This is a genomic window from Pantoea sp. KPR_PJ (genome assembly GCF_041386365.1).
In the GTDB taxonomy this organism is placed as follows: Bacteria; Pseudomonadota; Gammaproteobacteria; order Enterobacterales; family Enterobacteriaceae; genus Pantoea.
Window position 1 is genome coordinate 12,593 of sequence record NZ_JABMIK010000002.1, and the last position, 26,926, is coordinate 39,518.

A 26,926-nucleotide genomic window follows, 5' to 3' on the forward strand; every position below is an offset into this window, starting at 1 on the left:
ACGATTTTTGCTCACCGGTTTAACCTTTATCTGAGGTGCATTTCAACGAAGCGGCTGAAGGCGGCACATCTGCCGGATTCTTCTCTCTTTTCCCCTCACGAAACCCAAGACTGGCTTTGCAACAATCTGACTTTGTTATTGATATATCGCCAAATAGTAAAATTATGCGGAGGAAAATTCCTGAATGCCTTCTACAGTTAAAAGTAAGCCGTAAGTATCAGTACGAGCAGAGTAACCACAAGAAGTGTGTATCCCGATAACAATACATCAGGTTGGCATAAGGGTTGCTGTACTCAAATGAGAATATCTTCCGGGAGCTGCAAGAGCCTCTAATTACGCTCCTTTACCTGTGCTAAAAACGAAAGGACGGGCATCGCTATGAATATATTCGATCATTATCGTCAGCGTTATGAAGCTGCCAAGGACGAAGAGTTCACACTGCAGGAATTTCTTGCCATCTGTAAGCAGGATCGCAGTGCATACGCCAACGCCGCAGAGCGACTGTTAATGGCTATTGGTGAGCCAGTAATGGTCGACACTGCTCAGGAGCCACGCCTTTCCAGAATATTCTCTAACCGTGTGATGGGCCGTTATCCGGCCTTTGAAGAGTTCTATGGCATGGAAGAGGCCATTGAACAAATTGTCTCTTATCTGAAGCATGCCGCTCAGGGGCTGGAAGAGAAGAAACAGATTCTCTACCTGCTGGGACCCGTTGGGGGGGGTAAATCCTCGCTAGCGGAACGCCTGAAATCGCTGATGCAGCGCGTGCCTGTTTATGTCCTGAGCGCCGATGGAGAACGCAGCCCGGTCAACGATCATCCACTCTGCCTGTTTAACCCACAGGAAGACGCCAACATTCTTGAAAAAGAATATAACGTGCCGCGTCGTTACCTCGGCACCATCATGTCACCCTGGGCCGCCAAACGCCTGCATGAATTTGGCGGGGATATTACCCGCTTTAAGGTGGTCAAGGTCTGGCCATCGATTCTGGAACAGCTGGCTATCGCTAAAACCGAGCCTGGCGATGAGAACAACCAGGATATTTCTGCGCTGGTCGGTAAAGTGGATATCCGCAAGCTGGAGAATCATGCACAAAACGACCCTGATGCCTATGGCTATTCCGGTGCGCTCTGTCGTGCCAACCAGGGCATCATGGAGTTCGTTGAGATGTTCAAAGCGCCGATTAAGGTGCTGCATCCTCTGCTGACGGCCACTCAGGAGGGGAACTATAACGGTACGGAAGGGATCTCAGCGCTGCCGTTTAACGGCATCATTCTTGCGCACTCCAATGAATCGGAGTGGGTGACGTTCCGCAACAATAAAAACAACGAGGCTTTCCTTGACCGTGTTTACATTGTTAAGGTGCCTTACTGCCTGCGGGTATCCGAAGAGATCAAGATCTACGAAAAACTGCTCAATCACAGCGAACTGGCAACCGCGCCCTGTGCACCGGGTACGCTGGAAACGCTGGCGCGCTTTTCCATCCTGTCGCGCATGAAAGAGCCAGAAAACTCGAGTATCTACTCGAAAATGCGCGTGTATGATGGCGAAAGTCTGAAGGATACCGATCCAAAAGCGAAGTCCTGGCAGGAATATCACGATTATGCGGGCGTGGATGAAGGCATGAACGGCCTCTCAACCCGATTCGCCTTTAAAATCCTGTCGCGTGTCTTTAACTTTGACCATACCGAAGTAGCGGCTAACCCGGTGCATCTCTTCTACGTACTGGAGCAACAGATTGAGCGTGAACAGTTCCCGCAGGATCAGGCAGAGAAGTATCTGGAACACCTGAAAGGCTACCTGATCCCGAAATATGCTGAGTTTATCGGCAAAGAAATTCAGACGGCCTATCTGGAGTCCTATTCTGAATATGGTCAAAACATCTTTGATCGCTATGTGACCTACGCCGACTTCTGGATTCAGGATCAGGAGTATCGCGATCCGGATACCGGCCAGCTGTTCGATCGTGAGTCATTAAATGCTGAACTGGAAAAAATCGAGAAACCGGCCGGGATCAGTAACCCGAAAGATTTCCGAAATGAGATTGTGAACTTTGTGCTGCGTGCACGCGCGCAAAACAATGGTCGCAATCCAAACTGGACCAGCTACGAGAAACTGCGCACCGTAATCGAGAAGAAAATGTTTTCGAATACCGAGGAGCTGCTGCCGGTTATCTCGTTCAATACCAAAACATCCACGGATGAACAGAAAAAACATGATGATTTTGTCGATCGTATGATGGAGAAAGGCTATACCCGCAAACAGGTACGCCTGCTGTGCGAATGGTATCTGCGTGTACGCAAATCGTCATAATCACACCACGTAAGCACGTTGATGCGCAGACATTAACACCGATAAGGTCGGGCAACAGCCCGACCTGCTTACAACGTTTGGGGGAATTTTATGGCCTATTTCATCGATCGGCGACTCAACGGTAAGAACAAAAGCGCAGTCAACCGACAGCGCTTTTTGCGCCGTTATAAGTCGCAAATCAAGCAGTCGATCTCCGAGGCCATCAATAAGCGTTCGGTGACCGACGTCGAAAGTGGCGAATCTGTCTCAATCCCGATAGATGACATTAACGAACCTGTTTTCCACCAGGGGCGCGGCGGCAGTCGCCATCGCGTTCATCCCGGCAACGATCATTTTGTTCAGAATGACCGTGTTGAGCGGCCACAGGGAGGTGGCGGCGGCGGCGGTAGCGGCCAGGGCAACGCCAGTCAGGACGGTGAGGGTCAGGATGAATTTGTTTTTCAAATCTCCAAAGATGAATATCTCGATCTGCTGTTCGAAGACCTGGCTCTGCCTAATTTGCGTAAAAACCAGCATCGCCAGCTTAACGAGTACAAAACGCATCGCGCCGGTTTTACCTCTAATGGGGTGCCTGCCAATATCAGCGTTGTACGCTCGTTGCAAAACTCGCTGGCACGCCGCACCGCCATGACCGCAGGCAAGCGACGCATGATGCATGAGCTTGAAGACGCGTTAAGCGCCGTTGAGAAAGCGGAACCGGCTCAGCTGCTGGAAGAGGAGCGTCTGCGCAAAGAAATTGCCGAGCTGCGCGCGCGGATTGAACGAGTGCCCTTTATCGACACCTTTGATTTGCGCTATAAAAACTTTGAAAAGCGGCCCGAGCCCTCCAGCCAGGCGGTAATGTTCTGTCTGATGGATGTCTCGGGCTCGATGGATCAGGCCACCAAGGATATGGCGAAACGTTTTTATATTCTGCTCTACCTGTTCCTCAGCCGGACCTACAAAAACGTCGACGTAGTCTATATTCGCCACCACACGCAGGCAAAAGAGGTGGATGAGCAGGAGTTCTTCTATTCGCAGGAGACAGGCGGCACCATCGTTTCCAGCGCGCTAAAGCTGATGGATGAGGTGGTGAAGGAGCGTTACGATCCTGCACAGTGGAATATCTATGCTGCGCAGGCCTCGGACGGTGACAACTGGGCAGATGATTCGCCGTTGTGTCACGAAATCCTGGCGAAAAATATCCTGCCGGTCGTGCGTTACTATAGCTATATCGAGATCACCCGACGCGCGCACCAGACCCTGTGGCGCGAGTATGAGCATCTCCAGTCGGTATTTGATAATTTTGCTATCCAGCACATTCGCGAACCCGAAGATATCTATCCGGTATTTCGCGAGCTGTTTCACAAACAGGCGGCAGAAGCCTGAGTTCTCAAGCCGGTCGCTGACCGGCTTTTTTTATCTAATCGCCCGAATATCTGCTAAAATACCCGCCCTAAATCCCCTTGACGAACAACGCCTTTTTTCTGCACATTAAGCCTGAGCTTAAACAAAAAAATCAATTCGTAAGATTTAAGCCTGCGCAAAGATAACCTACTGATTACGCATAGTCTTTTTCCAAATGCACAGTACTTCCTCGCGCCAGCCTTCTATTAAACGTCGTAACCGCAGGAGAGCACATTGAACCACAATATCGTTTACAGTCTTTTTATTATCGGTTCTGTACTGGTTGCGTCGAGCATCTTACTCAGTTCTTTTTCCTCGCGTCTGGGCATTCCCATTCTGGTCATCTTTCTGGCGCTGGGCATGTTGACCGGCGTCGACGGCATTGGCGGCATCGCTTTTGACAACTACCCTGCTGCCTATCTGATTTCAAACCTGGCGCTCGCCATCATTCTGCTGGACGGCGGCATGCGCACAAAAGCCAGCTCATTTAAGGTTGCCCTGGGTCCGGCACTTTCTCTGGCAACGGTAGGGGTGATGATCACCGCGGGTCTGACCGGGCTGGCCGCAGCGTGGCTGTTTCGCCTTAACCTGATGGAAGGTTTCCTGATTGGTGCCATCATCGGTTCTACCGATGCCGCAGCCGTCTTCTCCCTGCTGGGGGATAAAGGGCTGAACGAACGCGTCAGCTCGACGCTGGAGATCGAATCGGGCAGCAACGACCCCATGGCGGTATTCCTGACGATCACGCTAATTGAGATGATACAAAAAGGTCAAACCGGGCTGGACTGGATGTTCCTCGTGCATCTGGTCCAGCAGTTTGGTCTGGGCATCGTACTGGGACTGGGTGGCGGCTGGGCGCTGCAGCAGTTAATCAACCGCATCAGCCTGGCCACCGGCCTCTACCCGCTACTGGCGTTGAGCGGCGGCATTCTGGTTTTTGCTCTGACCACCATGCTGGAGGGCAGCGGTATACTGGCCGTGTATCTGTGCGGCTTTCTGCTGGGCAACAGTCCGATTCGAAACCGCCACGGCATTTTGCAAACGTTTGACGGCATGGCCTGGCTGAGCCAGATAGGCATGTTCATTGTGCTGGGATTGCTGGTAACGCCTTCCGACCTCTGGCATATCGCCGTGCCGGCAATGATCCTGTCGCTGTGGCTGATCCTGGTGGCACGCCCGCTCTCTGTGCTGGTGGGCCTGCTGCCGTTCCGCAGCTTTACCGGACGTGAACGCATCTTTATCAGCTGGGTCGGACTGCGCGGTGCGGTGCCGATTATTCTTGCGGTCTTTCCTATGATGGCCGGACTGGAAAATGCCTCGCTCTATTTCAATATCGCCTTTTTCGTGGTGCTGGTCTCTCTGATGCTCCAGGGGACATCGCTGGGATTTGCTGCCAGGAAAGCCAAAGTGGTTGTTCCGCCAACTGCCTCACCCATCAGCCGCGTCGGGCTGGATATACATCCCGAAAACCCCTGGGAGCAGTTTGTTTATCAGCTCAGCGCCGATAAATGGTGTGTCGGCGCAGCGCTGCGCGACCTGCAGATGCCGCGAGAAACGCGTATCGCCGCGCTGTTCCGTGATAATGCGCTGATGCATCCTAACGCCAATACGCGTCTTAAAGAGGGAGATGTGATCTGCGTGATTGGCCGCGAGCGCGATCTTCCCGCACTGGGCAAAATGTTCAGCCAGTCACCGCCGGTTTCGCTGGATCAACGTTTCTTTGGTGACTTTATCCTGGATGCTGAGGCGCGCCTGCGCGATGTGGCGCAGATTTATGGTCTGGAGCTGGATGACGAAACGAACGATCAGCAGTCGCTGGGCCAGCTCGTCATGAGCATGCTGGGGGGGACACCAGTGGTAGGCGACCATGTGGAGTGGAACCAGCTTACCTGGACAGTGGCAGAGAAAGAGGATAATCGCATCGTAAAAATTGGGGTGCGCGTCGCTGAAGAGCGGGAATAATCCGACGTCTGCTGGCTCGAAATTTCGACGGAAACGACTATGCTCATTATTTAACCCAGAGAGCGGGAGTAAATTATGGGACACGTCGTTAAAATTGGTCGCTATGAAATTATTGATGCCGAACTCGACAGCGATAATATCCAGACCGTCAGCATTCCCTGCCAGACCAATCCCGGCCTGAGTTATCAACTTGATGGCTGGGATCACGATACAAGCGTACCGGCATGGATTGATGGTGAGCCGGTGGATCTGCAAATCGCGCACTATGATAAACAGCAAGACCAGTGGGTATTAAAAAAGCCTGCCTGATGTTCACTTCATTTCCGCCAGCGATCCTCTCTGGCGGTAATTCTGAAAATCACTCTTAAAACATTCACTTATTTAAATGCGCCTCGCCATTTTTTCAATCTTATCAATGAGTTATACTGGTTAAACTTTAGGCAGAATCAGGTTTTTAGGATTTTTTCCGTATTAACGCCGTCATACTTCTCCTGCATACTCTAATTCGTTGCTGCAGATTTTCGTGATAACTATCACGCAATTTTTATATCTCCTCACTGCAGCCCGTATGGCTCTAACGACTGAAAGAACTGGAACCTTCTGTGGGTTTTTCAGTAGTCCACTCCTGAGCGCGTACTTGATTCTGGTCAGGCCATCTTTTACTTAAGAAGAAAGAGAGCAGGTGTTATGGCAAGTACACTGGTAATGAATGATGCAAGCCGCTCATGGAGCGGTACGCGAAAAAATATTCTGGCAAAATTAGCGTTGAGCTTTTCCGATCTCATTGCCCTTAATTTGTCTCTGTTTTTGTCAGCGGCAACGATTCAGGGCATCTGGGGCGATCTGGATGCCTTTATTCCTCCCCATCAAATCGAATATCGTTTTATCGCGCAGTTCGCGCTCTCTGTTTTGTGCACCGCCTATTTTTGGATGCGCATGCGTCACTACACCTACCGCAAACCCTTTTGGTTTGAACTGAAAGAAGTGGTTAAGACCCTGCTTGTGTTCTCGCTGCTGGATTTGGCGTTAATCGCCTTTTCAAAGTGGGATTTCTCGCGCATGGTGTGGGTATTTAGCTGGGGCTACGCGCTGATCCTTCTGCCGCTAATGCGCGCTGTGGTCAAGCGCGCCATCAACCGCGCCGGGCAGTGGCAAAAAGAGACCATCATCATCGGGTCAGGCAAAAATGCCATGGAAGCCTACGCTGCGTTACAGAGCGAGGAGATCCTCGGTTATAACGTGCAGGCGTTCATCAGCACCGACGATGACACTTCTCCTGCATCTGTAAATGGTGTCCCGGTGATTCACCAAAAAGATATCAACTGGCAGACCATCGACCGTGACAATGTCCAGTTCATCGTGGCAACCGAATTTGAACAGCAGGCGGTACGTGATAACTGGCTCAAATACCTGTCCAAAATGAATTGCCGATCAATATCGGTTATTCCCACCCTGCGCGGCGTTCCGCTCTATGGCACCGACATGTCATTTATTTTCAGTCATGAAGTGATGATCCTGCGCGTCAGCAACAGCCTTGCGAAACGCTCTTCCCGCTTCCTGAAGCGCTGCTTCGACGTGGTCGTTGCCTCTCTGCTGCTGCTGTTTCTGGCTCCCGTCTTTGGTCTGCTCTGCTATATGGTGAAACGCGACGGTGGCAATGCGATTTATGGCCATGAGCGTATTGGTCAAAACGGTCAGAAGTTTAAATGTCTGAAATTCCGCTCAATGGTTACCAACTCTAAAGAGGTGCTTGAGCAGTTGCTGGCCACCAGCGCGGAGGCACGTGCGGAGTGGGATAAAGACTTTAAGCTGAAGAAAGATCCGCGCATCACTCGCATTGGCGGCTTCCTGCGTAAAACCAGCCTGGATGAGCTACCGCAGCTGTGGAACGTTATCCGGGGTGAAATGAGCCTGGTGGGACCGCGTCCGGTTATCGAGGCGGAGCTGGAGCGTTACGCCGGCGATGTCGACTACTATCTGATGGCCAAACCGGGTATGACGGGCCTCTGGCAGGTCAGCGGTCGTAATGATATCGACTATGACACACGCGTCTACTTCGACTCCTGGTATGTCAAAAACTGGGCGCTGTGGACCGACATTGCCATTCTGTTCAAAACGGCGGGTGTCGTCCTGCGTCGCGACGGCGCCTATTAGTACTTTCCGATGCCTGCGGTCCTGCGGGCATCGCATTTTCCCCTTTCTTTTTCATCTCTAACTCATTACCCTTCCGGCTTGTTTTAACAGGATGTTTACCTTCTGGTCTTTATGCAAAAATTTACCCTGATATTGCTGAGCCTGGTGCTGCTGGCACCGCTCGGCATCGATCTCTATCTCCCTACGCTGCCGGACATTGCGCTCGGCCTGAATACACCGGTCAGCCTGGTTCAGACTACGATTCCCGTTTTTCTGCTGGTGATGGGGCTGGGTCAGCTGGTGACGGGTCCCCTGGTGGATAACTTTGGGCGCAAACCCATCGCTCTGGCGGGCCTGCTGCTCTACATCACCGGTAGCGCTGTAGCGGCGACCGCCACCAGCTGGCCGCTGTTTCTCTCTGCACGACTTATCCAGGGCTGTGCGGTGTGCTGTAGTGCCGTGGTGGCATTCAGTGGCGTCCGCGATCGACTGCAAGGCGATGATGCCGCTCGCGCCTACGGCTTTCTTAACGGGGCGTTAAACATCGTTCCTGCGCTGGCCCCCCTGCTGGGTGGATTGCTGGCCAGCGCTTTCGACTGGCGAGCGCCCTTCTGGTTTTTGTGCGCCTACGGCCTGCTGATCGCCCTGATCGTGCTGCTGTGGCTGCCAGAGACGCGTCCTGCCAATACGCTGCGGGTCAAGGGCCTGCCGCTGGCGCAATATAGCGCGATCCTGCGCCAGCCGCGCTTTCTCGCTTTTGCCTTCGCGAATGCGGGCGCGCTTGGCATGGTTCTTACCTATGTTTCGCTGGCACCGCATGTGCTGATGACCGAAGGCGGCCTGACGCCGCTGCAGTTCTCCTTCGCCTTTGGTGCGAACGGATTCTGGATTATGCTGGTAAGCGCTTTTGTTAATAAAACCATTCGCAAAGCGGGACGCCCGTTCTGTCTGGCGATGGGGTTTGTCACCATGCTGGCAGGCGCACTGCTGTTACTGGCGGGAATGCAATTATTGCCGGAGAGCATACAGACGCACTGGGCGCTCTATATGCTGCCGGTCGCTGTCTCGGTGGCGGGCCTGGCCTTTACGGTAGGCCCGGCTACCAGCTATGCGCTGGAGCCCTACCAGCAGCAGGCTGGCGTGGCGGCGGCACTACAGGGTTTTATCCAGATGGCGGGGGGTGCGGCGGGCAGCCTGCTGATTGTCATGCTGCCCGTGGCGGAAAAAAGCGCGCTGGCGTTGATGATGCTGGCGGGTGCCACGCTGGCGCTCATTGCCTGGCGCTGTAGCAGAAAAATGCACGGTGCGCTGACCGCGCTTAAATAACCTTGACCGGCACGCGAGGTGCGAGCGCGCACATCAGCTCATAGCCCACCGTGCCGGCAGCTTTGGCCACCTGATCAATTTTCACCTGATTGCCCCACAGCTCGACTTTCGAACCAATGCCCGCCTCAGGGCACGGGGTGAGATCAACCGTGATCATATCCATCGATATTGCCCCCACGACCTGCGTCGTCACGCCATCAACAGCAATGGGTGTGCCGCTCGGTGCATGGCGAGGATAACCATCCGCATAGCCACAGGCCACTACCCCGATGCGTTGCTCCTGGCGTGCCCGATACCGGTAGCCATAACCCACGCCGTCGCCAGGGCTGAGCTGCTGAACAGCAATAATTTCGCTGCCCAGCGTCATAACGGGTTTCAGGCCGGTGCTGGCAATATCCTGCCACTCGCCGCTCGGCGATGCGCCATAAAGGATAATACCGGGACGTACCCAGTCGTAGTGAGCTTCAGGATGCCACAGCGTGCAGGCAGAGTTAGAGAGCGAGCGTGGGATATCCAGCCCTTCCGCCGCACGCGCAATGCGTTGCAGCGGCGCGATCAGCCCGTCCGGATTCTCCGCATCGGCAAAGTGTGCCATCAGGGTAATATCGCCGGTATTGGATAACGCGCGCAGCTTCTGGTAAGCACTGTGCGCCTGTTCCGGGCGGAATCCCAGTCGATTCATTCCGCTGTTAACCTTCAGGTAGATGTCCACCGGAGCGGAAAGCTCTGCTTCCGCCAGTGCTTTAATCTGCCAGTTGCTGTGCACGCTGGTGGTAAGACGATAACGATCAATCAGTTGTAAATCGTCTGGGTGGAAAAACCCTTCCAGCAGCAGGATCGGTTTACGCCATCCGCTGTCGCGCAGCAGGATGGCTTCTTCCATATTGAGCAAGGCAAAACCGTCGGTCTGCGCCAGACTCTCCCAGACGCGAGCCAGGCCGTGCCCATAGGCGTTGGCCTTAACGACCGACCAGATGTGCGCGTCAGGTGCGGCCTGACGGACGACGGCCAGATTATGTGCCAGCGCCTGCCGATCGATAGTGGCGAAAACTGGACGTGACATACTTCCTCTCCCTGAAGGTTAACGCGTGGCATTCGCGTTGCGTAATGGTGATGATGAGGGCGTAAAACCAGGCAGATAGCGGAACACCGACAGATCGTCGGCAGCAATCGCCGGGCTTTTACCGCTCATCACGTCGGCCAGCAGCTGACCGGAGCCGCAGGCCATGGTCCAGCCAAGCGTGCCGTGTCCAGTATTAAGATAGAGATTACTGAGCGGTGTCGGCCCGACAATCGGCGTGCCATCTGGCGTCATTGGACGCAGACCGCTCCAGAAGCTGGCCTGTTCAATATGACCGCCTTCAGGATAAAGATCCCGTACGACCATCTCCAGCGTTTCCCGACGTGCCGGTAACAGTTTGTTGTTAAAACCAACAATTTCGGCCATGCCGCCGACGCGGATGCGGTTGTCGAAGCGCGTCACTGCCACTTTATAGGTCTCATCCAGGATGGTTGAGACCGGGGCCGCATCGGGATTTTTTACCGGGATAGTCAGGGAATAGCCTTTGAGAGGATAAACCGGAATGTCGAGGATATGTTTCAGCAGTGCCGTGGAGTAGGAGCCAAACGCGACCACATAGCTGTCACCTTTGATCACCTCATTACCGCATTTTACGCCATAAATACGGTTACCTTCGCGCAGCAGTTGATCAACGGGCGTGTTAAAGCGAAATACCACGCCCGCGTCCTGCGCCATTTTGGCCAGCTTCTGCGTGAACATCTGGCAGTCGCCGGTCTCATCGTTCGGCAGGCGCAGCCCCCCCGTCAGCTTGTGATGGGTGGCCGCCAGCGCCGGCTCCACGCGCGCCAGTTCACTGGCGTGCAGCAGTTCATAAGGCACGCCCGCGTCGCGCAGCACTTCGATGTCTTTGCTGGCGCTGTCAAACTGCTGCTGGGTGCGGAACAGCTGTAAAGTGCCGCCCTGCCGTCCTTCATAGGCAATGCTTGTCTCTTCGCGCAGCGCTTTGAGGCAGTCGCGACTGTACTCCGCGATACGCACCATACGGCTTTTGTTCTGCTGGTAATGCTGCATATCGCAGTTGCGCAGCATATTCCACATCCATTCCAGCTGAAAACTGCTGCCGTCGAGACGAATGGCCAGGGGCGCATGCCGCTGAAACATCCATTTAACCGCTTTTAGCGGGACACCCGGCGCGGCCCAGGGCGCTGCATAGCCCGGCGAGATTTGCCCCGCATTGCCTGCGCTGGTCTCAAGCGCCGCATCGGGCTGGCGATCCAGTACCGTTACCTGATGTCCCGCGCGGGCCAGATACCATGCGCTTGCCACGCCCACTACACCACTACCCAGAATCACTACGTGCATATCGCCCCCACCGGCAAGTCCAACAGCATAATTCACTAACATCCAGGCCAATATCAGCGCATTAGCACCTGTCGATAAAAGCCCTTACCCAGTTAACGTATTTCACATGTTTTTCACTTTTTCGAACACTAAAATCTTTTGCCAGAGACCAAATCAGTAACTTATGCGCCTTTTATCCCTTTCTTAGCAGTTAATCATAGCGCACCCGGCAATAATCACTTATTTCAGTAGAATAAGCCGACGCCATACAATCCACTTATAAACAGCACTTTATCCTGTTTTTTATGGCCAAAGTCACATATCAGCCCGGCAAACGCTTTTAGCGTTATTTTCAGATGATTTTGTGCCGAATAATTCGTTTGAGTTCCGCTCTCGGATAAGCGACAGTGGGCTATCATTGAAGTGTTCACTCCGTTTTTGGGGTTCTCTTTCTTAGGGATGAGCCTTGAAATTACCGGAAACGGCTGCTCGCATCGGGCAAGCCTGTTTGCAAAACAGAGGTGCGCTATGACGACAATCTTTGACGATCCGATTAAGGACAGCAAACGACTCAACGATGGACCGGACTGGACATTTGAACTCCTCGATGTCTACCTTGCGGAAATTGACCGCGTCGCCAAACTCTACCGACTCGATACCTATCCCCACCAGATTGAAGTGATTACCTCTGAGCAAATGATGGACGCCTACTCCAGCGTGGGGATGCCTATCAACTATGCCCACTGGTCGTTTGGCAAAAAGTTCATTGAAACGGAGCAGCGCTATAAGCACGGCCAGCAGGGACTGGCGTACGAGATTGTTATTAACTCTAATCCCTGTATCGCCTATCTGATGGAAGAGAACACCATGACCATGCAGGCACTGGTCATGGCACACGCCTGTTACGGTCATAACTCCTTTTTCAAAAATAACTATCTGTTCCGCAGCTGGACCGATGCCAGTTCAATCGTCGATTACTTGCTGTTTGCGAAAAAATATATTTCCGACTGCGAAGAGCGCTATGGCGTTGAAGAGGTTGAGCGACTGCTGGACTCCTGTCATGCGCTGATGAATTACGGCGTTGACCGCTATAAACGTCCACAAAAAATTTCGTTGCAGGAGGAGAAGGCACGGCAGAAAAGCCGCGAAGAGTATCTGCAAAGCCAGGTCAACACGCTGTGGCGCACCCTGCCGCGCCGCGAGAAAGAGACCGTGCATGTAGAAGCGGCACGCTACCCGTCCGAACCCCAGGAAAACCTGCTCTATTTTATGGAAAAGAACGCCCCACTGCTGGAGCCCTGGCAGCGTGAGATTTTGCGCATCGTGCGCAAAGTCAGCCAGTATTTTTACCCGCAGAAACAGACGCAGGTGATGAACGAAGGCTGGGCTACCTTCTGGCACTACACCATCCTTAATCATCTTTATGATGAGGGCAAAGTGTCAGAGCGCTTTATGATCGAGTTTCTGCACAGTCATACCAATGTGGTGTTCCAGCCGCCCTATAACAGTCCCTGGTACAATGGCATCAACCCCTATGCGCTGGGTTTTGCGATGTTCCAGGATATTAAACGTATCTGCCAGTCTCCGACGGAAGAAGATCGCTACTGGTTCCCTGATATCGCCGGTTCCGACTGGCTGGAAACGATGCACTTTGCTATGCGTGAATTTAAGGACGAGAGCTTTATCAGCCAGTTCCTTTCGCCCAAGGTTATGCGCGATTTCCGACTGTTTACCGTGCTGGATGATGACCGCAATAACTATCTGGAAATTGCGGCCATCCATGACGAGGCGGGTTACCGTGCTATTCGCCAGCAGCTTTCGGCGCAGTACAACCTCAGTAATCTGGAGCCAAACATCCAGGTCTATAACGTGGACCTGCGCGGCGACCGCTCGCTGACGCTGCGTTACGTGCCACAGAGCCGCACACCGCTCGACAAGAGCCGCCGTGAGGTCATGAAGCACGTGCATCGGCTGTGGGGCTTTGATGTCAATCTTGAGCAGCAAAACGAGGATGGCAGCGTTGAACTACTGGATCGCTGTCCGGCACGCGGAAATGGGCTGTAAGCAGTGAACACAAAAAAACCGGACGCTGTCCGGTTTTTTTTTACATTAGCGTTTGCTGCCGAGATCGTCCGGCATGCTTTTCTGCATGCTGTGCCAAATTTCGCCGCTGCGGCGGCCATATTCACGCACCGCATCCACAATCTTCTCCTGCGCCGGTTCATTGACGCACAGCACCTCAAGTTGCGCATAAAAATTACGCGCCAGCTCACGGGCTTCCGGATTTGAAAAGTAGTAACGGCCCACGCGCGTATAAAGCCCTTTCAGGCCATTCAGGATCAGCCCATAGATTGGGTTACCCGAAGCAAACGCGAGCCCGCGAAACACGCGGTAATCAAGTTCGGTATAGGCGTCTGCCTGATCTTCCACACCCGCCACACTCTCCAGCACCGTGCGCGCTTTATCGGGATGATGACGCAGTGCCCGACTGATAAAAATGGAAGCGATATTGGTGCGCACTGACAGCAGGTTATCAATCAGCACCGGCACGCTGTCATGATCCAGGCGCGCCAGCGTTTCAAGAATGTTCAGACCGGAGGTTTCCCAGAAATCATTTACGCGGGTCGGTTTACCGTGCTGGATAGTCAGCCAGCCATCCCGCGCCAGGCGCTGCAGCACTTCACGCAGCGTTGTACGGGTTACGCCGATTAGTTCAGAAAGCTCACGTTCAGCCGGAAGGATTGACCCAGGAGGAAAGCGGCTATTCCAGATGCTTTCAATAATATACTCTTCAGCAAATCCCGCGGGGCTCTGCGCCTTTATGACCATAGCGATGTTTTCTCGTTGCTTTCTTTGTCGAAATGGCACTCATCATACCAGAGGCCCAGAAGCTGTTATAGCCTGCGCAAGGATTAAAAGCGCGCGCTGGCGCAAAAAACAGCAGCCACGCGCACACCTGTCACCCGCAGTTGCGCCTGCGGGGTTAGCTGATTACTCTTTTGCCCATCCTTTTTTCAAGACAGGGCATCAGCCATGGAGATGACTTTCGGCCAGGCGTTACATCGCAACTTTCTCGGGCAATCACCCGACTGGTATAAAACGCTGATTCTGGCGTTTCTTATTATCAACCCACTGCTTTATTTCTTTGTCAGCCCCTTTCTGGCCGGATGGCTACTGGTTGCCGAATTTATTTTTACCCTCGGTATGGCGCTCAAATGCCATCCGCTGCTGCCGGGGGGATTACTGACACTGGAGGCGATCGCGATTGGCATGACCAGCGCCGGGCAGGTGAAACAGGAGCTGGCCGGAAACCTTGAGGTTCTGCTGCTGCTGATCTTTATGGTGGCCGGTATTTTTTTTATGAAGCAGCTACTGCTGTTCGTCTTTACGCGGCTGCTGCTGTCGCTGCACTCTAAAGTGCTGCTGAGTCTGACCTTCTGTCTTGCTGCCGCCTTTCTCTCCGCGTTTCTGGACGCCTTAACCGTTGTGGCCGTGGTGATTAGCGTCGCCACCGGCTTCTATCAAATCTATCATCGCGTCTCATCGGCATCCGGCTATGCTGCGGAGGAAGGGCGCGCCACGCTGGAGCAATTCCGTGCTTTCCTGCGCAGCCTGATGATGCAGGCAGGCATCGGCACCGCGCTGGGTGGCGTGATGACAATGGTTGGCGAGCCGCAAAACCTGATTATTGCCCATGCAGCAGGCTGGGATTTCATCAGCTTTTTCCTGCGTATGGCCCCGGTTACCGTCCCTGTGTTGCTGTGCGGTATTGTGACCAGTGTACTGGTAGAACGCTTCCGCCTTTTTGGTTACGGTGTCACGTTACCGGATGAGGTGCGGGCTATTTTGCTGGAAAACGATCGTGAAGAGCGCGCAAAGCGCACGCGTCAGGAGCGACAAAAATTGTGGATACAGGCGCTGACGGGTCTCTGGCTCATCGTCGCACTGGCATTGCATCTCGCTGAAGTGGGGTTAATTGGACTTTCGGTGATTATTCTCGCTACCTCGCTGTGCGGCGTCACTGATGAGCACACCATCGGTCAGGCTTTCACCGAAGCGCTGCCTTTTACCGCACTGCTCACCGTGTTTTTTGCCATCGTTGCCATCATCGTCGAGCAGCAGCTTTTTGCCCCGCTTATTACCTTTGTGTTACAGGCCGAACCTCATGCCCAGCTGAGCTGGTACTACATTTTTAATGGCCTGCTCTCTTCGATCTCTGACAACGTATTCGTTGGTTCGGTGTTTATCAATGAGGCAAAACACGCGTTTAGCCAGGGCGCTATCGATTTGCAGCAGTATGAACTGCTGGCTGTTGCCACTAATACCGGCACTAACCTTCCCTCAGTTGCCACGCCAAATGGTCAGGCGGCCTTTCTGTTTCTGCTGACTTCCGCTCTGGCCCCGCTGATTCGGCTCTCATATGGACGTATGGTCTGGATGGCACTTCCCTTTACGCTGGTTATGTCACTGGTAGGTTTTTTTTGCATTCACTGGCTACTGGTGCCCTTTACCGAGATCGTCACACAATGGGGGTGGCTTGCCGCACCTGCTATGTAAATTACTGCCCTGGATCAGCTTAACGGGTTTTTGGCTATGATTTTCACTGGTATCAGGCTGGCACCGACCTGCTTTTGGTTTACACTGCGTGGCATTAATGTTTACAGGGAAAGCAAGATGTTGCGATATCTTAATCAGTCATCCCGCGGCCGTAGCGCCTGGCTTTTGCTGGCGCTGACTGCGCTGGCGCTGGAGCTGGCCGCACTGTGGTTCCAGCACGTTATGGGGTTGAAGCCGTGCGTAATGTGTATTTACGAGCGCTGTGCGCTTTTCGGCGTAATGGGTGCGGGGATAGTCGGCGCTATCGCGCCTAAGACGCCTTTACGCTGGGCAGGAATAGCGATCTGGATTTACAGTGCTTATGAAGGGCTGCGCCTTTCATGGGAACACACCATGATGCAGCTTCATCCCAATCCGTTTACCATCTGCGATTTCGCCGCGCGTTTTCCCGCATGGCTGCCGCTGGATAAATGGCTGCCTTCTGTCTTCGTCGCCAGCGGAGACTGCGCGGAACGAAGCTGGACTTTCCTTACCCTGAGTATGCCACAGTGGATGATCGTGGTATTTGCCGCTTACCTGATCGTGGCGCTGGTCATACTGATTGCGCAACTGTTCAGGCCGAAACGCCGGGATCTCTTCTCTCGCTGAAAAAAAAACAGGCTGCTGACGCAGCCTGTTTCCTTATCCGTTGCGGTCCGGGCGATCGATAATATGATCCTCCCAGTCGCGCACCTCGCTTTCCCGCACGGCGATATAGCGCACCGAAATACGCTGTGCATGCATAGCGGCCTTCGAACCACTCCGCAGCGGGTGCCATACCGGTAACCCTTTTCCTTCCCCCAGCAAACGATAGGCGCAGGTGCGCGGCAGCCAGTCAAAGCGGGTCAGGTTTTCACGGGTCAGTTTGATGCAATCCTCTTCAAGCTCGAAGCGACGCTCGTAGTTGCGACACTGACAGGATTTGATATTGAGTTGATTGCAGGCAACGTTGGTGAAATAGATCTCATCCGTGTCGGCATCCTGCAATTTATTAAGGCAGCACTGGCCGCATCCATCGCATAAGGACTCCCACTCGTCATCGTTCATTTGATCGAGGCGTTTCGTCTGCCAGAAAGGAAGTTCACTCATGATAGCTGCGTCCAGATTAATCACAAAAACCGCACCTTATATCGGGTCAGGCGCGGTGTTGCAAGTTTTACAGCACGCGCGTGCTGATGCCGTGTCCGGCTAGCGACACCTCCAGCGTGTCACCGGCGCGCACTGGCCCCACCCCTTCAGGTGTACCTGTTAACACCACATCGCCTGCACGCAGGGTGAAAAACTGGCTCATGTGGGCGATAAGGGGCAGAATTTTATGGATCATCTCCGAGGTCCTGCCGTGCTGACGTACTTCGCCGTTAACAACCAGTTTTAGTTCGGTATCCTGCGGATCGCCTGGAAACTCTGCTGAGGGAATGAAACCCGACAGCGGGCAGGCGTTATCAAACCCCTTCGATTTTTCCCACGGCTGCCCTGCTTTTTTAAATCCGGCCTGGAGATCGCGTAGCGTCAGATCCAGCGCAACGCCATAGCCAGCAATGGCTTTGGCAACGTGATCCTCGCTGGCCTGTTTTAGCGTAGCGCCAATCAGAACCGCGAGTTCTACCTCATGATGAACCTCACCAAATGCGGAAGGTATCGAAAGCGGCTGGCGCAGGTCGCAAATTGCAGTTTCCGGCTTGATAAAAATGACCGGCTCTGCTGGCGTAGCGCTGCCCATCTCCTTGATGTGTTTCGCATAGTTGCTGCCGACACAGACCACTTTGTTTACCGGAAAATCTAACAAAGCGCCCTGCCAGTTACGATGCTGATACATGCTAATCCCCTGCTTTGATGTGATGTTATGCCAGCCCTGCCGGCGCGTTTGGGTTTGCGATGCAGCGGATCCTTTGTCCGCCCTGTTAGCAATAATAAGATGCTTTAACAAAGATTAGTGTGCGTAAATTGTCAAAAAAGCACCAATATATGCTGCTGGAGCGGTGGATTTATCACCAGGGGCTCAGCAATGCAGAATAATAGCCAGTAAAAGGCGCGATAATCGCGCCATTATTTTACTTCAATCGTTATATATAATTAGACTGAATATGCAGGAAGCACTGAGTATATTTACAGATGAATCTGAATTAATCTTTTTTTGTCGACTCAAGGTGAACTTTCAACAAATTTTCCACTGGCGGTGGGATCTGCAAATAATAACCTTGATCGCTAAGTGCCTGTTTAACTTTATTGATGTCTGCGTTGGCCAGCTTCTCACGGCCGTCGAGCTTTAGCACCATAGCCAGCTGAGGCTTGCCGAAACCGCGCAAAAGCGCTTCAGGGACGCGGCTAAAATCGTCCTTTTTTTCAACATAAAGATAAGTCTGGTCACGGGTCGGGCTTCTGTAGATCACACAAAACATATTTTTTACTCGAATAAACCTGGATGGTGGCTTGCCTGGAAATAACAGTAACTATAACATGCTTGCAGAACTTCGAATATTCACCGGATGGACTGAAATGCTGATTTTATCGACGTTTGTTCGCCGGGAGAGAAAACAGGACTGAGTGGGACAGATGTCGCAAACGCCAATCGAATTCAAAGGTAGCAGTTTTACCCTGTCTGTTGTTCATCTGCACCATCCCGAACCTGAGGTGATTCGCAAGGCACTGCAGGACAAAATTGACCAGGCACCCGACTTTTTGAAAAACGCACCGGTGGTGCTCAACGTCGCAGCGCTAAACGGCAACGTGAACTGGAAGCAGCTCCAGCAGGCGATTGCTGCGACGGGATTACGCATTGTTGGCGTCAGCGGCTGTAAAGACGACGCGCTGAAGCGCATGATTGCGCGCGCCGGGCTACCGGTGCTGGCGGAGGGGAAAGAGAGTAAAAAACGCAGCGAAATGCCCGCACCTGAGGCCCCACCTGCAGCGCCTGTTGAACCCCTGGCCAGTAAAACGCGCATTATTAACACGCCGGTCCGCTCTGGACAGCAAATTTACGCGCGCAATGCCGATCTGATCGTCACCAACAGCGTAAGCGCCGGTGCCGAACTGGTCGCTGACGGCAACATTCATATCTACGGCATGATGCGAGGACGCGCGCTGGCTGGCGCTGGTGGCGATCGCAACAGCCAGATTTTTTGTACCAGCCTGGCAGCAGAGTTGGTCTCAATCGCTGGTGAATACTGGATCATGGATCAAATCCCGGCGGAATTTTTTGGTAAAGCCGCACGCCTGTGTCTCACAGAGGGCGCGCTGACTATCCAGACACTTAATTAGGCCCCTTTTCTTCTGTTAAGGAAATCAATATTTATGGCACGCATTATTGTAGTTACATCCGGTAAAGGGGGCGTTGGCAAGACCACGTCAAGCGCGGCCATCGCCACCGGTTTAGCGCAAAAAGGCAAAAAAACGGTTGTCATCGATTTCGATATCGGCCTGCGTAACCTCGATCTGATCATGGGGTGTGAGCGCCGCGTAGTATACGATTTCGTTAACGTCATTCAGGGTGACGCAACCCTGAATCAGGCTTTGATCAAAGACAAGCGCACCGAGATGCTGCATATCCTGCCCGCTTCACAGACGCGTGATAAAGACGCGCTGACTCGCGAAGGCGTCGAGAAGGTACTGAACGATCTGGCTGCGATGGATTTTGACTTTATCGTCTGTGACTCCCCGGCAGGTATCGAAACAGGCGCGCTGATGGCGCTCTATTTCGCTGACGAGGCGATTATCACCACTAACCCGGAAGTTTCGTCCGTACGCGACTCCGACCGCATTCTCGGCATTATTGCGTCGAAATCGCGCCGCGCCGAAAACAGTCAGGAACCGGTCAAGGAACACCTGCTGTTAACCCGTTATAACCCTGGCCGCGTTAATCGTGGCGATATGCTGAGCATGGAAGATGTGCTTGAGATCCTGCGTATTCCCCTGGTGGGCGTCATCCCGGAAGACCAGTCGGTACTGCGCGCCTCTAACCAGGGCGAACCAGTGATCCTCGACACGAATTCCGATGCCGGCAAAGCCTATGCTGATACCGTAGATCGGTTACTCGGCGAAGAACGTCCCTTCCGCTTTATTGAAGAAGAGAAGAAGGGTTTCCTGAAACGCCTGTTCGGGGGATAAACCATGGCATTACTTGATTTCTTTTTATCCCGGAAGAAGAACACTGCCAACATAGCCAAGGAAAGGCTGCAAATCATCGTGGCAGAACGCAGGAGGGGCGACAGTGAGCCCCACTATCTTCCGCAGCTCAAACGCGACATTCTGGAAGTGATTTGCAAATATGTGAAGATCGATCCAGACATGGTTACCGTGCAGCTCGACCAGAAAGGAGACGATATTTCCATTCTGGAGCTAAACGTAACACTGCCGGAAACGGAAGAAGCAGCCAAATGATCCTGACCGCTTCCTGATGTTCCCCTGCGGCTAAGCAGGGGAACGTTCAGATCAGAGCTGAGCCAGAATAGCGTCGATGCGGGTTTTAAACAGGTCGCCGCGCCAGCCTGCCAGCAATTCCGGCACGCGCGTTTGTGGCTTCAGTCCCCAGTGCTGACTTAATACCTGATTAATCTGGCGACGCGAGGCGAGTAACTCCTGGCTAAATCCGGTCTCCTGACTCACCTCCTGCACCAGCGCTTTTATCGCCTTAAATACCGACTTGTAGTGCGGGTGATCAACCAGATTACCTGGCGGCTGCGGCAGGGACTCATCCGGCAGCGCCTGCGCCTCGGCGACCAGCGCCAGCAGAGTTTTGCCGTGAAAGCGAATCTCATGCCCTGACAATCCCAGATGATCCAGTTCGCCCATTGAACCCGGCATAAAGCGTGCCACCTTCCACAGGTTCTCTTCGCGCACCACAAAATTAACCGCCATATCTTTCTCGCGTGCGAGGGTCAGACGCCATGCTGCCAGCAGCTGTAGTGCAGCCAGCTGGCGGGGGCGTAACTGCCAGGCATTCGTGATATCGCGCCAGGCCTCCTGCGGCTGCAGCACGTCCAGGCGACGCTGGCAGAGTTGTTCGCACTCGCTACGCGCGGCCGCCATGTTGCCTGCCTCATCGGTCATTACCATTAGCTGATGCGCAATGGGTAGCAGATAGTGCACGTCCGCCGCGGCATAGTCGCACTGACGCTGCGTCAGCGGGCGCGCCAGCCAGTCTGTGCGGGATTCACTCTTGTCCAGCACCGTCTGGGTAAAATGCGCCACCATTGCGGCAAAGCCCCACGACAGCGGCTGACCACAGAAGGCGGCCAGAATCTGCGTATCGATCATCGGCTGCGGCAGCACGCCAAAGCGGTGCAGAAAAACCTCAAGGTCCTCTCCACCTGCATGCAGAAACTTCGTTACACGCGTATCGCCTAGCAGGTCGATAAACGGAGTCCAGTCACTGATATTCAGCGGATCGATCAGCACCAGCTGTTCGCCATCAAACAGCTGAATCAGCCCCAGCTGAGGATAGTATGTACGGGTGCGGACAAACTCGGTATCCAGCGCCACGGCCGAATGCTGGCGAGCCTGCTGGCATACCGTAGCCAGTTGGTCATTTTGGTCGATCAGGGAATAGTTCACGTCTTGTCTTCACCGCAACACACTACGCGCGGCGCTCCATATCATCTTCAATAAAAACGCCGGACTATGCCGGCGTTCAACCAGAATCATTGCCACAACTCAGCCTGCGCTGGGTCTGGCTTCATCACGCAGTTCGCGTCGTAAAATTTTGCCTACGTTGCTTTTGGGCAACTCTTCGCGAAACTCGATTATTTTTGGCACCTTGTAGCCTGTTAGCTGACGCCGGCAGTGATCGAGCAGCTCCTCTTTTGTCAGGGAAGGATCTTTTTTCACAATGCAGACCTTTACCGCTTCGCCTGACAGATCGCTGGGTACGCCAATCGCCGCCGCTTCACGCACTTTGGCATGCTGCATCAGGACATCTTCAATCTCATTAGGGTAAACGTTGAAACCCGAGACGATGATCATGTCCTTTTTACGATCGACGATCCGAATAAAGCCTTGCGCGTCAACGGTAACAATATCGCCGCTAAGGAGCCAGCCATTTTTCAGCACCTCAGCAGTAGCATCTGGACGCTGCCAGTAACCCGCCATCACCTGCGGACCGCGAATGCACAATTCCCCTGGCGTGCCCGGCTCAACGTCGTTACCCTGCTCGTCAACCACACGGACATCGGTTGAGGGCACAGGCAGACCGATACTACCGGTATGCTCGGTAATGTCGTAAGGGTTGACAGAGACCAGCGGCGAACACTCCGTCAGTCCATACCCCTCCAGAAGATAATGACCGGTAAGCTTCTCCCAGCGCTCTGCCACCGCTTTTTGTACCGACATACCGCCGCCTGCTGACAGCCGCAGTGTGGAAAAATCAAGCTGGTTAAACTGAGCGTCGTTGAGAAGAGCATTAAAGAGCGTGTTGACGCCGGTTATTGCCGTAAACGGATATTTCGCCAGCGTTTTTACAAACCCGGGAATATCGCGCGGATTGGTGATTAACAGATTCTGGCCACCCAGCTCAAAAAACAGCAGGCCGTTCACCGTCAGGGCAAAAACGTGATAAAGCGGCAGCGCGGTGACGACAAACTCTTTGCCGTCACGCAGCAGCTTGCCATAGGTCGCTTTGGTTTGTTCCAGATTTGCCTGCATATTACGGTGAGTCAGCATCGCACCCTTGGCAACGCCTGTCGTACCGCCGGTATATTGCAGAAACGCGAGATCGTCATTGTTTACATCTGGCCGCTGATAAGGCAGTTCAGCTCCCTGCTGCAGCACATGACGAAGCGACACCGCACCAGGCAGATGGTATTTCGGTACCATCTTTTTAATATATTTAACCACGAAGTTGACCAGCGTGGCCTTCACTGGCTTAAGCTGATCGCCAAGCCGGGTAAGAATAACGTGCTTTACCCCGGTCTCTGCTACCACTTTTTCCAGCGTGTGGGCGAAGTTGGACACGATAACAATCGCACTGGCTCCGCTGTCGTTAAGCTGGTGCTTCAGCTCACGCGGCGTATAGAGCGGATTGACATTAACGACGACCATGCCTGCACGCAGCACGCCGAACAGCGTAACCGGATACTGCAACAGATTGGGCATCATCAGCGCCACGCGGTCGCCTTTTTTCAGTCCCAGCTCGGTCTGAAGATAGGCGGCAAACGCACGGCTTTTTTGCTCAAGCTGACGATAGGTAATGGGCTGCCCCATATTGATAAAGGCGACCTGCTCGCTGTATCGCTGTACGGCCTGCTCAAAGAGGTCGACCAATGAGGTATAACGATCCGCATTAATCTCGGCAGGCACATCCTGCGGATAGCGCTTCAGCCAGACCCTGTTCAAGGCTTCACCTCGATTTTCATATTTTTGTTCCATTGCAGCCTCACCCCGCCCACCTGTTAACAATATTTTAACTCATTGTACCAGTTTCACCGATTTGGCTAAGCGAGGTTGCGAAGCGCATCACTAATTTTTACACGCCTGTTTGCGGCAATAAAATGCCCGGTCGCGACAGCCGCGACCGGGCCAGAAAACGATCAAAAAAACATTACTCGGTCAGGATAGTGTCAACCTGAGCCGGTCCGCTGTTCATGCCCCAGTAGGGATTCGGCCCCCAGTAGCCCCGGTGGTGTCGTGTCGGGCCATAATAAATCCAGGGATCCATTGGCTGAGGCGGCATCGTCACTTGCTGAGTCAGGTGCCAGCGCTGATACCCGCTTACGTCAACCACCACGAAGTTATAGCTTGCCGCGCCAATCGTACCTTTCTCTGTTCCTTTAATGGTGCCCAGCACGGTAACGTACTGGTTATTCACGTCGATCGGGTCAACAAAGTTATTGATATCGGCATAGATGCGTCCCACTGAGGCTGCCCCCAGGCGCGGACGTGCGCTGTCATCCAGCGGCTGCGTGGCAATTTCCAGTCGGGTTTTACCGTTGAGGTTGGTGACCTTAACCACTTTGCCGCCGAAGCGTGACTCCTGGCCAACATAGAGCGCAGGATCGTTCATGACGCGAACCAGATCCTGCTGCGGAAGCGCTGAGCCTCCCTTTATGGCATCCGGCACCGTGACGCAGCCACTGAGTAGCAGCGAACAGGCTAACAAAACACCGGACATCCCTTTGTGACATACAGACATAGGCATTCTCCTGAAAGATGTTTGTTAGACTGGTGCCGTCGCAATAAGTTGCGGGGTTATCAGCGCCCTGGCAACTTTTTCCATGCCACTTCATTACGCAAATAGGTCGGCTCAGCCTGGTCTGGCTGAACGGTGTCGCCGCGCTGCCATGCCTGCTGCGCCAGCGGCAGCATATCTTCCGCCGCGGGCAATTCAACGCCGCTCGCTGTCAGCGTCAGGGCATGCCCCTGCTGCAGCTGCGGCCACGCCTGCCAGCCGGTTCCAGCGGTGAACCACTCGCCTTCCAGCCTCTGCATCCGCGCCAGCGCTGCTTCAGGCGACAGCACGCTTTCGCTGGCCTCGCCCTGCCATACGCCCTGCGCGTCGCGTTGATATTCGGCCCAGTAGACCTCGCCCATGCGCGCATCAATCGCCGCCAGCACGCGCGTTGCGCCCTGCTGGCGCCAGGCCCCCTGCGCCAGTGTCGCCAGCGTCGAAACGCCAATCATCGGCAGCATCGCGCCCAGCGCCAGTCCCTGCGCAATGCCAATGCCAATACGCACGCCGGTAAAACTGCCCGGCCCGCGGCCAAACGCCAGCGCATCGAGCGCCGTCAGTTCTACCTTTTGCTCCCGCAACAGCTCTTCAACCAGCGGTAAAATGCGCTGGGTATGGTCGCGCGGCGCAATCTCAAAACGGGCATCAATTTGCTGCTGGTTAAGCAGCGCGGCTGAACAGGCTTCTGTCGCCGTATCCAGCGCCAAAATTCGGGAAGACATAACAACCTCGGGTCATTCAAAAACGGCGCGCATGTTAGCACAGCCAAAAGAAAATTACTGTTTCGCCTGCTGCGTGAAGGCGATAGCGCGCGCCAGATCGCGGGTGCGCGGTGTAGGCGGCAGGCTGTTCAAAAACAGGGCGCCATAGGGACGCGATACCAGCCGCTGATCGCAAATAACCAGCACGCCCCGATCGTCCGTATCACGAATAAGGCGACCGACTCCCTGCTTAAGGGTAATGACCGCCTCCGGCAGCTGAACGTCACTGAAGGGATCGCCGCCGCGCAGACGGCAATCTTCCATTCGCGCTTTCAGCAGCGGATCTTCTGGTGAGGTAAAAGGCAGTTTATCAATAATCACCAGCGACAGCGCATCGCCGCGCACGTCGACCCCCTCCCAGAAGCTGCTGGTTGCCACCAGCAGCGCGTTACCCGCCTCAGTAAACTGTTTCAGCAGCTGACCTTTGCTGGTTTCGCCCTGCACCAGTACCGGCAACGTCATGCTGGCACGGAACTCCGCCGCCAGCTCACGCATCATCAGATGCGAGGTGCAAAGAAAGAAGCAGCGCCCGTTGTTGGCATCAATGAGCGGCTTCATCATGCGCGCCAGCTGACGCGCGCCACCCGGCCGGTTGGGTTCAGGCAAATTGCGCGGCACACAGAGCAGCGCCTGACGCGCATAGTCAAACGGACTGTTCAGGATCAGCGTTTTTGCCGTGCTGACGCCCAGCCGATCAGCAAAATGGTGCATCTCTTCATTAACGGCCAGCGTCGCAGAGGTAAAGATCCATGCCGCTTTTCGCGCATCCATGACTTCCCGGAAGCGTTCTGAGACAGAGAGTGGCGTAAGGGCAAGCGTAAAATGACGCGAGGTACATTCATACCAGTAGCTGTAGCCCGGTTCATCAATTGCGCGCAGCCGTTTAAGCCTGCCGCGATAGAGCGCCGCACGCTCAAAGGCCGCGTCCAGCAGCGCGGAGCGGCCGAGAGACATTTTGATCACGTCGTAGCAGAGTTCAAGGGCATCATCGAGCAGCGTAAACATACGCTGCACGTTATTGTCAGCAAAGAGCTCGCGCAGGTTGCCGCGATAGCCAGGCTCGCCCAGCGTCAGGCGAAAATCCTGCGCACACTGCGCGAGGCGATCGGCAGATTTTTGCAGCTGTTGAACATCACGCACCTCAGTGCGGTAGGCAATAATGATATCTTTCGCCAGATCGAGCAGCTGTCGGCTGGAGAGCTGCTGGCCGAAATACTGGCTGGCGATATCGGGGATCTGGTGCGCCTCGTCGAAAATCATTACGTCAGCTTCAGGGATCAGTTCCGCAAAGCCGCTCTCTTTGACCACCAGATCGGCCAGAAACAGATGGTGATTGACCACCACGACATCGGCATCCATCGCGCGCTTGCGCGCTTTTACCACAAAGCACTCTTTATAAAGCGGACAATCGCTACCAAGACAGTTATCGTTGGTACTGGTAACCAGTGGCCAGATGGGGCTGTCCTCGGTCACCCCACCGCAGCTGCTGATATCGCCATCAACGGTCTGTGACGACCAGCCGCGCAGGGTCACTAAATCAGTGAGCGCCTGCGCGCTGAGATCGCCACCCGCCATAGCATGCTGTTCCAGCCTCTCCAGGCAGAGGTAGTTGGAGCGCCCTTTCAGCAAGGCTGTTTTACCGGTAAAGTTCAGCGCTTTCGCAATCGTGGGCAGATCGCGGCCGTAAAGCTGGTCCTGCAGCGCTTTTGAACCGGTTGAGACAATCACTTTCTTTCCCGCGCGTAGCGCCGGTGCAAGATAGGCGTAAGTTTTACCCGTTCCGGTTCCTGCTTCTACCACCAGCTCGCCGCCGGCATTGACGGCTTCTTTCACCGCCTGCGCCATTTCACGCTGCGCCTCGCGCGGCCTGAAGCCCGCAATCGCCTGCGCCAGCGCGCCATCTACTGCAAAATCGTCCGCCACACTTCC

General features: G+C 54.1%; 23 protein-coding genes. 12 read left to right on the forward strand and 11 right to left on the reverse strand.

All coding sequences use genetic code 11. The features are described 5' to 3' along the window. Nucleotides 1-378 precede the first annotated feature (378 nt). The 6 genes from yeaG to HP564_RS04740 all read left to right on the forward strand — a co-directional run bounded on the left by yeaG (nucleotide 379) and on the right by HP564_RS04740 (nucleotide 9,120). On the forward strand, nucleotides 379-2,313 hold the full coding sequence (gene yeaG / locus HP564_RS04715; protein WP_371240731.1) for a protein kinase YeaG: 1,935 nt from the start codon (nucleotides 379-381) through the stop codon (nucleotides 2,311-2,313). 90 nt (nucleotides 2,314-2,403) lie between these two features. Further along, nucleotides 2,404-3,681, forward strand: a complete 1,278-nt coding sequence (locus HP564_RS04720; protein ID WP_371240733.1) for a YeaH/YhbH family protein — start codon at nucleotides 2,404-2,406, stop codon at nucleotides 3,679-3,681. Between the two features lie 252 nt (nucleotides 3,682-3,933). Further along, nucleotides 3,934-5,661 (forward strand): potassium/proton antiporter, encoded by a 1,728-nt coding sequence (locus HP564_RS04725; protein ID WP_371240735.1) that lies wholly within the window; start codon nucleotides 3,934-3,936, stop codon nucleotides 5,659-5,661. Between the two features lie 75 nt (nucleotides 5,662-5,736). Next, nucleotides 5,737-5,970, forward strand: a complete 234-nt coding sequence (locus HP564_RS04730) for a DUF1480 family protein (RefSeq protein WP_371240737.1) — start codon at nucleotides 5,737-5,739, stop codon at nucleotides 5,968-5,970. A 378-nt stretch (nucleotides 5,971-6,348) separates the two neighbouring features. Then, nucleotides 6,349-7,815: an undecaprenyl-phosphate galactose phosphotransferase WbaP gene (wbaP, locus tag HP564_RS04735; RefSeq protein WP_371240739.1), complete on the forward strand. Its 1,467-nt coding sequence runs from the start codon at nucleotides 6,349-6,351 to the stop codon at nucleotides 7,813-7,815. A gap of 111 nt (nucleotides 7,816-7,926) precedes the next feature. Next, on the forward strand, nucleotides 7,927-9,120 hold the full coding sequence (locus HP564_RS04740) for a multidrug effflux MFS transporter (protein ID WP_371240741.1): 1,194 nt from the start codon (nucleotides 7,927-7,929) through the stop codon (nucleotides 9,118-9,120). On the opposite strand, the gene dadX is transcribed toward HP564_RS04740, so the two are convergent. Together dadX and HP564_RS04750 are read right to left on the reverse strand one after the other, a co-directional pair. After that, the gene (dadX, locus tag HP564_RS04745) at nucleotides 9,113-10,183 is read right to left on the reverse strand and encodes a catabolic alanine racemase DadX (RefSeq protein WP_371240743.1); all 1,071 of its coding nucleotides are present in this window, start codon (nucleotides 10,181-10,183) and stop codon (nucleotides 9,113-9,115) included. The two genes, HP564_RS04740 and dadX, sit on opposite strands and share 8 nt — an antisense overlap. Nucleotides 10,184-10,201: 18 nt before the next feature. Further along, the gene (locus HP564_RS04750; RefSeq protein WP_371240745.1) at nucleotides 10,202-11,539 is read right to left on the reverse strand and encodes a D-amino acid dehydrogenase; all 1,338 of its coding nucleotides are present in this window, start codon (nucleotides 11,537-11,539) and stop codon (nucleotides 10,202-10,204) included. A 471-nt stretch (nucleotides 11,540-12,010) separates the two neighbouring features. Between HP564_RS04750 and HP564_RS04755 the strand changes: the two genes are divergently transcribed. Beyond that, nucleotides 12,011-13,546 carry a SpoVR family protein gene (locus HP564_RS04755; RefSeq protein ID WP_371240747.1) on the forward strand — a complete coding sequence of 512 codons (1,536 nt, stop codon included), beginning with the start codon at nucleotides 12,011-12,013 and terminating at the stop codon, nucleotides 13,544-13,546. A 45-nt stretch (nucleotides 13,547-13,591) separates the two neighbouring features. Here HP564_RS04755 and fadR read toward each other — a convergent pair whose 3' ends face one another. Beyond that, the gene (gene fadR, locus HP564_RS04760) at nucleotides 13,592-14,311 is read right to left on the reverse strand and encodes a fatty acid metabolism transcriptional regulator FadR (RefSeq protein WP_371240749.1); all 720 of its coding nucleotides are present in this window, start codon (nucleotides 14,309-14,311) and stop codon (nucleotides 13,592-13,594) included. Between the two features lie 204 nt (nucleotides 14,312-14,515). Between fadR and nhaB the strand changes: the two genes are divergently transcribed. Continuing rightward, nucleotides 14,516-16,039, forward strand: coding sequence for a sodium/proton antiporter NhaB (gene nhaB / locus HP564_RS04765; RefSeq protein ID WP_371240751.1), 1,524 nt, complete (start codon nucleotides 14,516-14,518; stop codon nucleotides 16,037-16,039). 117 nt (nucleotides 16,040-16,156) lie between these two features. Further along, entirely contained in the window at nucleotides 16,157-16,687 is a 531-nt protein-coding gene (dsbB, locus tag HP564_RS04770; protein ID WP_371240753.1) for a disulfide bond formation protein DsbB, read from the forward strand. A 33-nt stretch (nucleotides 16,688-16,720) separates the two neighbouring features. Here the strand turns inward: dsbB and HP564_RS04775 are convergent, their stop codons facing one another. The 3 genes from HP564_RS04775 to HP564_RS04785 form a co-directional block, all read right to left on the reverse strand. Next, nucleotides 16,721-17,167, reverse strand: a complete 447-nt coding sequence (locus HP564_RS04775) for a YcgN family cysteine cluster protein (RefSeq protein ID WP_371240755.1) — start codon at nucleotides 17,165-17,167, stop codon at nucleotides 16,721-16,723. A 67-nt stretch (nucleotides 17,168-17,234) separates the two neighbouring features. Next, entirely contained in the window at nucleotides 17,235-17,894 is a 660-nt protein-coding gene (locus HP564_RS04780) for a fumarylacetoacetate hydrolase family protein (protein ID WP_371240758.1), read from the reverse strand. 307 nt (nucleotides 17,895-18,201) lie between these two features. After that, nucleotides 18,202-18,477 carry a YcgL domain-containing protein gene (locus HP564_RS04785; protein ID WP_371240760.1) on the reverse strand — a complete coding sequence of 92 codons (276 nt, stop codon included), beginning with the start codon at nucleotides 18,475-18,477 and terminating at the stop codon, nucleotides 18,202-18,204. A 154-nt stretch (nucleotides 18,478-18,631) separates the two neighbouring features. Between HP564_RS04785 and minC the strand changes: the two genes are divergently transcribed. Genes minC through minE form a run of 3 tightly spaced genes read left to right on the forward strand, consistent with a single transcriptional unit; the run spans nucleotide 18,632 to nucleotide 20,455 of the window. Next, nucleotides 18,632-19,336 carry a septum site-determining protein MinC gene (minC, locus tag HP564_RS04790; RefSeq protein ID WP_371240762.1) on the forward strand — a complete coding sequence of 235 codons (705 nt, stop codon included), beginning with the start codon at nucleotides 18,632-18,634 and terminating at the stop codon, nucleotides 19,334-19,336. Nucleotides 19,337-19,369: 33 nt separating this feature from the next. Next, complete coding sequence (minD, locus tag HP564_RS04795; protein ID WP_033746633.1) at nucleotides 19,370-20,182, forward strand: septum site-determining protein MinD; 813 nt, start codon at nucleotides 19,370-19,372, stop codon at nucleotides 20,180-20,182. Between the two features lie 3 nt (nucleotides 20,183-20,185). Further along, a complete protein-coding gene (minE, locus tag HP564_RS04800) occupies nucleotides 20,186-20,455 on the forward strand; it encodes a cell division topological specificity factor MinE (protein WP_033746630.1) in 270 nt (89 codons plus the stop codon). Nucleotides 20,456-20,506: 51 nt separating this feature from the next. On the opposite strand, the gene rnd is transcribed toward minE, so the two are convergent. The 5 genes from rnd to HP564_RS04825 all read right to left on the reverse strand — a co-directional run bounded on the left by rnd (nucleotide 20,507) and on the right by HP564_RS04825 (nucleotide 26,920). Continuing rightward, nucleotides 20,507-21,628, reverse strand: a complete 1,122-nt coding sequence (gene rnd, locus HP564_RS04805; RefSeq protein WP_371240764.1) for a ribonuclease D — start codon at nucleotides 21,626-21,628, stop codon at nucleotides 20,507-20,509. 99 nt (nucleotides 21,629-21,727) lie between these two features. Then, entirely contained in the window at nucleotides 21,728-23,404 is a 1,677-nt protein-coding gene (fadD, locus tag HP564_RS04810) for a long-chain-fatty-acid--CoA ligase FadD (RefSeq protein ID WP_371240766.1), read from the reverse strand. Between the two features lie 205 nt (nucleotides 23,405-23,609). Next, nucleotides 23,610-24,200, reverse strand: a complete 591-nt coding sequence (locus HP564_RS04815; RefSeq protein ID WP_371240767.1) for a Slp family lipoprotein — start codon at nucleotides 24,198-24,200, stop codon at nucleotides 23,610-23,612. A 59-nt stretch (nucleotides 24,201-24,259) separates the two neighbouring features. Beyond that, complete coding sequence (gene tsaB, locus HP564_RS04820; protein ID WP_371240769.1) at nucleotides 24,260-24,958, reverse strand: tRNA (adenosine(37)-N6)-threonylcarbamoyltransferase complex dimerization subunit type 1 TsaB; 699 nt, start codon at nucleotides 24,956-24,958, stop codon at nucleotides 24,260-24,262. Between the two features lie 54 nt (nucleotides 24,959-25,012). Beyond that, the gene (locus HP564_RS04825) at nucleotides 25,013-26,920 is read right to left on the reverse strand and encodes an ATP-dependent DNA helicase (protein WP_371240771.1); all 1,908 of its coding nucleotides are present in this window, start codon (nucleotides 26,918-26,920) and stop codon (nucleotides 25,013-25,015) included. Nucleotides 26,921-26,926 lie beyond the last annotated feature (6 nt).

Bases quoted from the DNA above. Each gene is read 5' to 3' on its own strand.
- yeaG (WP_371240731.1), top strand. From the start codon at position 379: ATGAATATATTCGATCATTATCGTCAGCGTTATGAAGCTGCCAAGGAC.
- HP564_RS04720 (WP_371240733.1), top strand. From the start codon at position 2,404: ATGGCCTATTTCATCGATCGGCGACTCAACGGTAAGAACAAAAGCGCA.
- HP564_RS04730 (WP_371240737.1), top strand. From the start codon at position 5,737: ATGGGACACGTCGTTAAAATTGGTCGCTATGAAATTATTGATGCCGAA.
- wbaP (WP_371240739.1), top strand. From the start codon at position 6,349: ATGGCAAGTACACTGGTAATGAATGATGCAAGCCGCTCATGGAGCGGT.
- HP564_RS04740 (WP_371240741.1), top strand. From the start codon at position 7,927: ATGCAAAAATTTACCCTGATATTGCTGAGCCTGGTGCTGCTGGCACCG.
- dadX (WP_371240743.1), bottom strand. From the start codon at position 10,183: ATGTCACGTCCAGTTTTCGCCACTATCGATCGGCAGGCGCTGGCACAT.
- HP564_RS04755 (WP_371240747.1), top strand. From the start codon at position 12,011: ATGACGACAATCTTTGACGATCCGATTAAGGACAGCAAACGACTCAAC.
- fadR (WP_371240749.1), bottom strand. From the start codon at position 14,311: ATGGTCATAAAGGCGCAGAGCCCCGCGGGATTTGCTGAAGAGTATATT.
- nhaB (WP_371240751.1), top strand. From the start codon at position 14,516: ATGGAGATGACTTTCGGCCAGGCGTTACATCGCAACTTTCTCGGGCAA.
- dsbB (WP_371240753.1), top strand. From the start codon at position 16,157: ATGTTGCGATATCTTAATCAGTCATCCCGCGGCCGTAGCGCCTGGCTT.
- HP564_RS04775 (WP_371240755.1), bottom strand. From the start codon at position 17,167: ATGAGTGAACTTCCTTTCTGGCAGACGAAACGCCTCGATCAAATGAAC.
- HP564_RS04780 (WP_371240758.1), bottom strand. From the start codon at position 17,894: ATGTATCAGCATCGTAACTGGCAGGGCGCTTTGTTAGATTTTCCGGTA.
- HP564_RS04785 (WP_371240760.1), bottom strand. From the start codon at position 18,477: ATGTTTTGTGTGATCTACAGAAGCCCGACCCGTGACCAGACTTATCTT.
- minC (WP_371240762.1), top strand. From the start codon at position 18,632: ATGTCGCAAACGCCAATCGAATTCAAAGGTAGCAGTTTTACCCTGTCT.
- minD (WP_033746633.1), top strand. From the start codon at position 19,370: ATGGCACGCATTATTGTAGTTACATCCGGTAAAGGGGGCGTTGGCAAG.
- minE (WP_033746630.1), top strand. From the start codon at position 20,186: ATGGCATTACTTGATTTCTTTTTATCCCGGAAGAAGAACACTGCCAAC.
- HP564_RS04815 (WP_371240767.1), bottom strand. From the start codon at position 24,200: ATGTCTGTATGTCACAAAGGGATGTCCGGTGTTTTGTTAGCCTGTTCG.
- tsaB (WP_371240769.1), bottom strand. From the start codon at position 24,958: ATGTCTTCCCGAATTTTGGCGCTGGATACGGCGACAGAAGCCTGTTCA.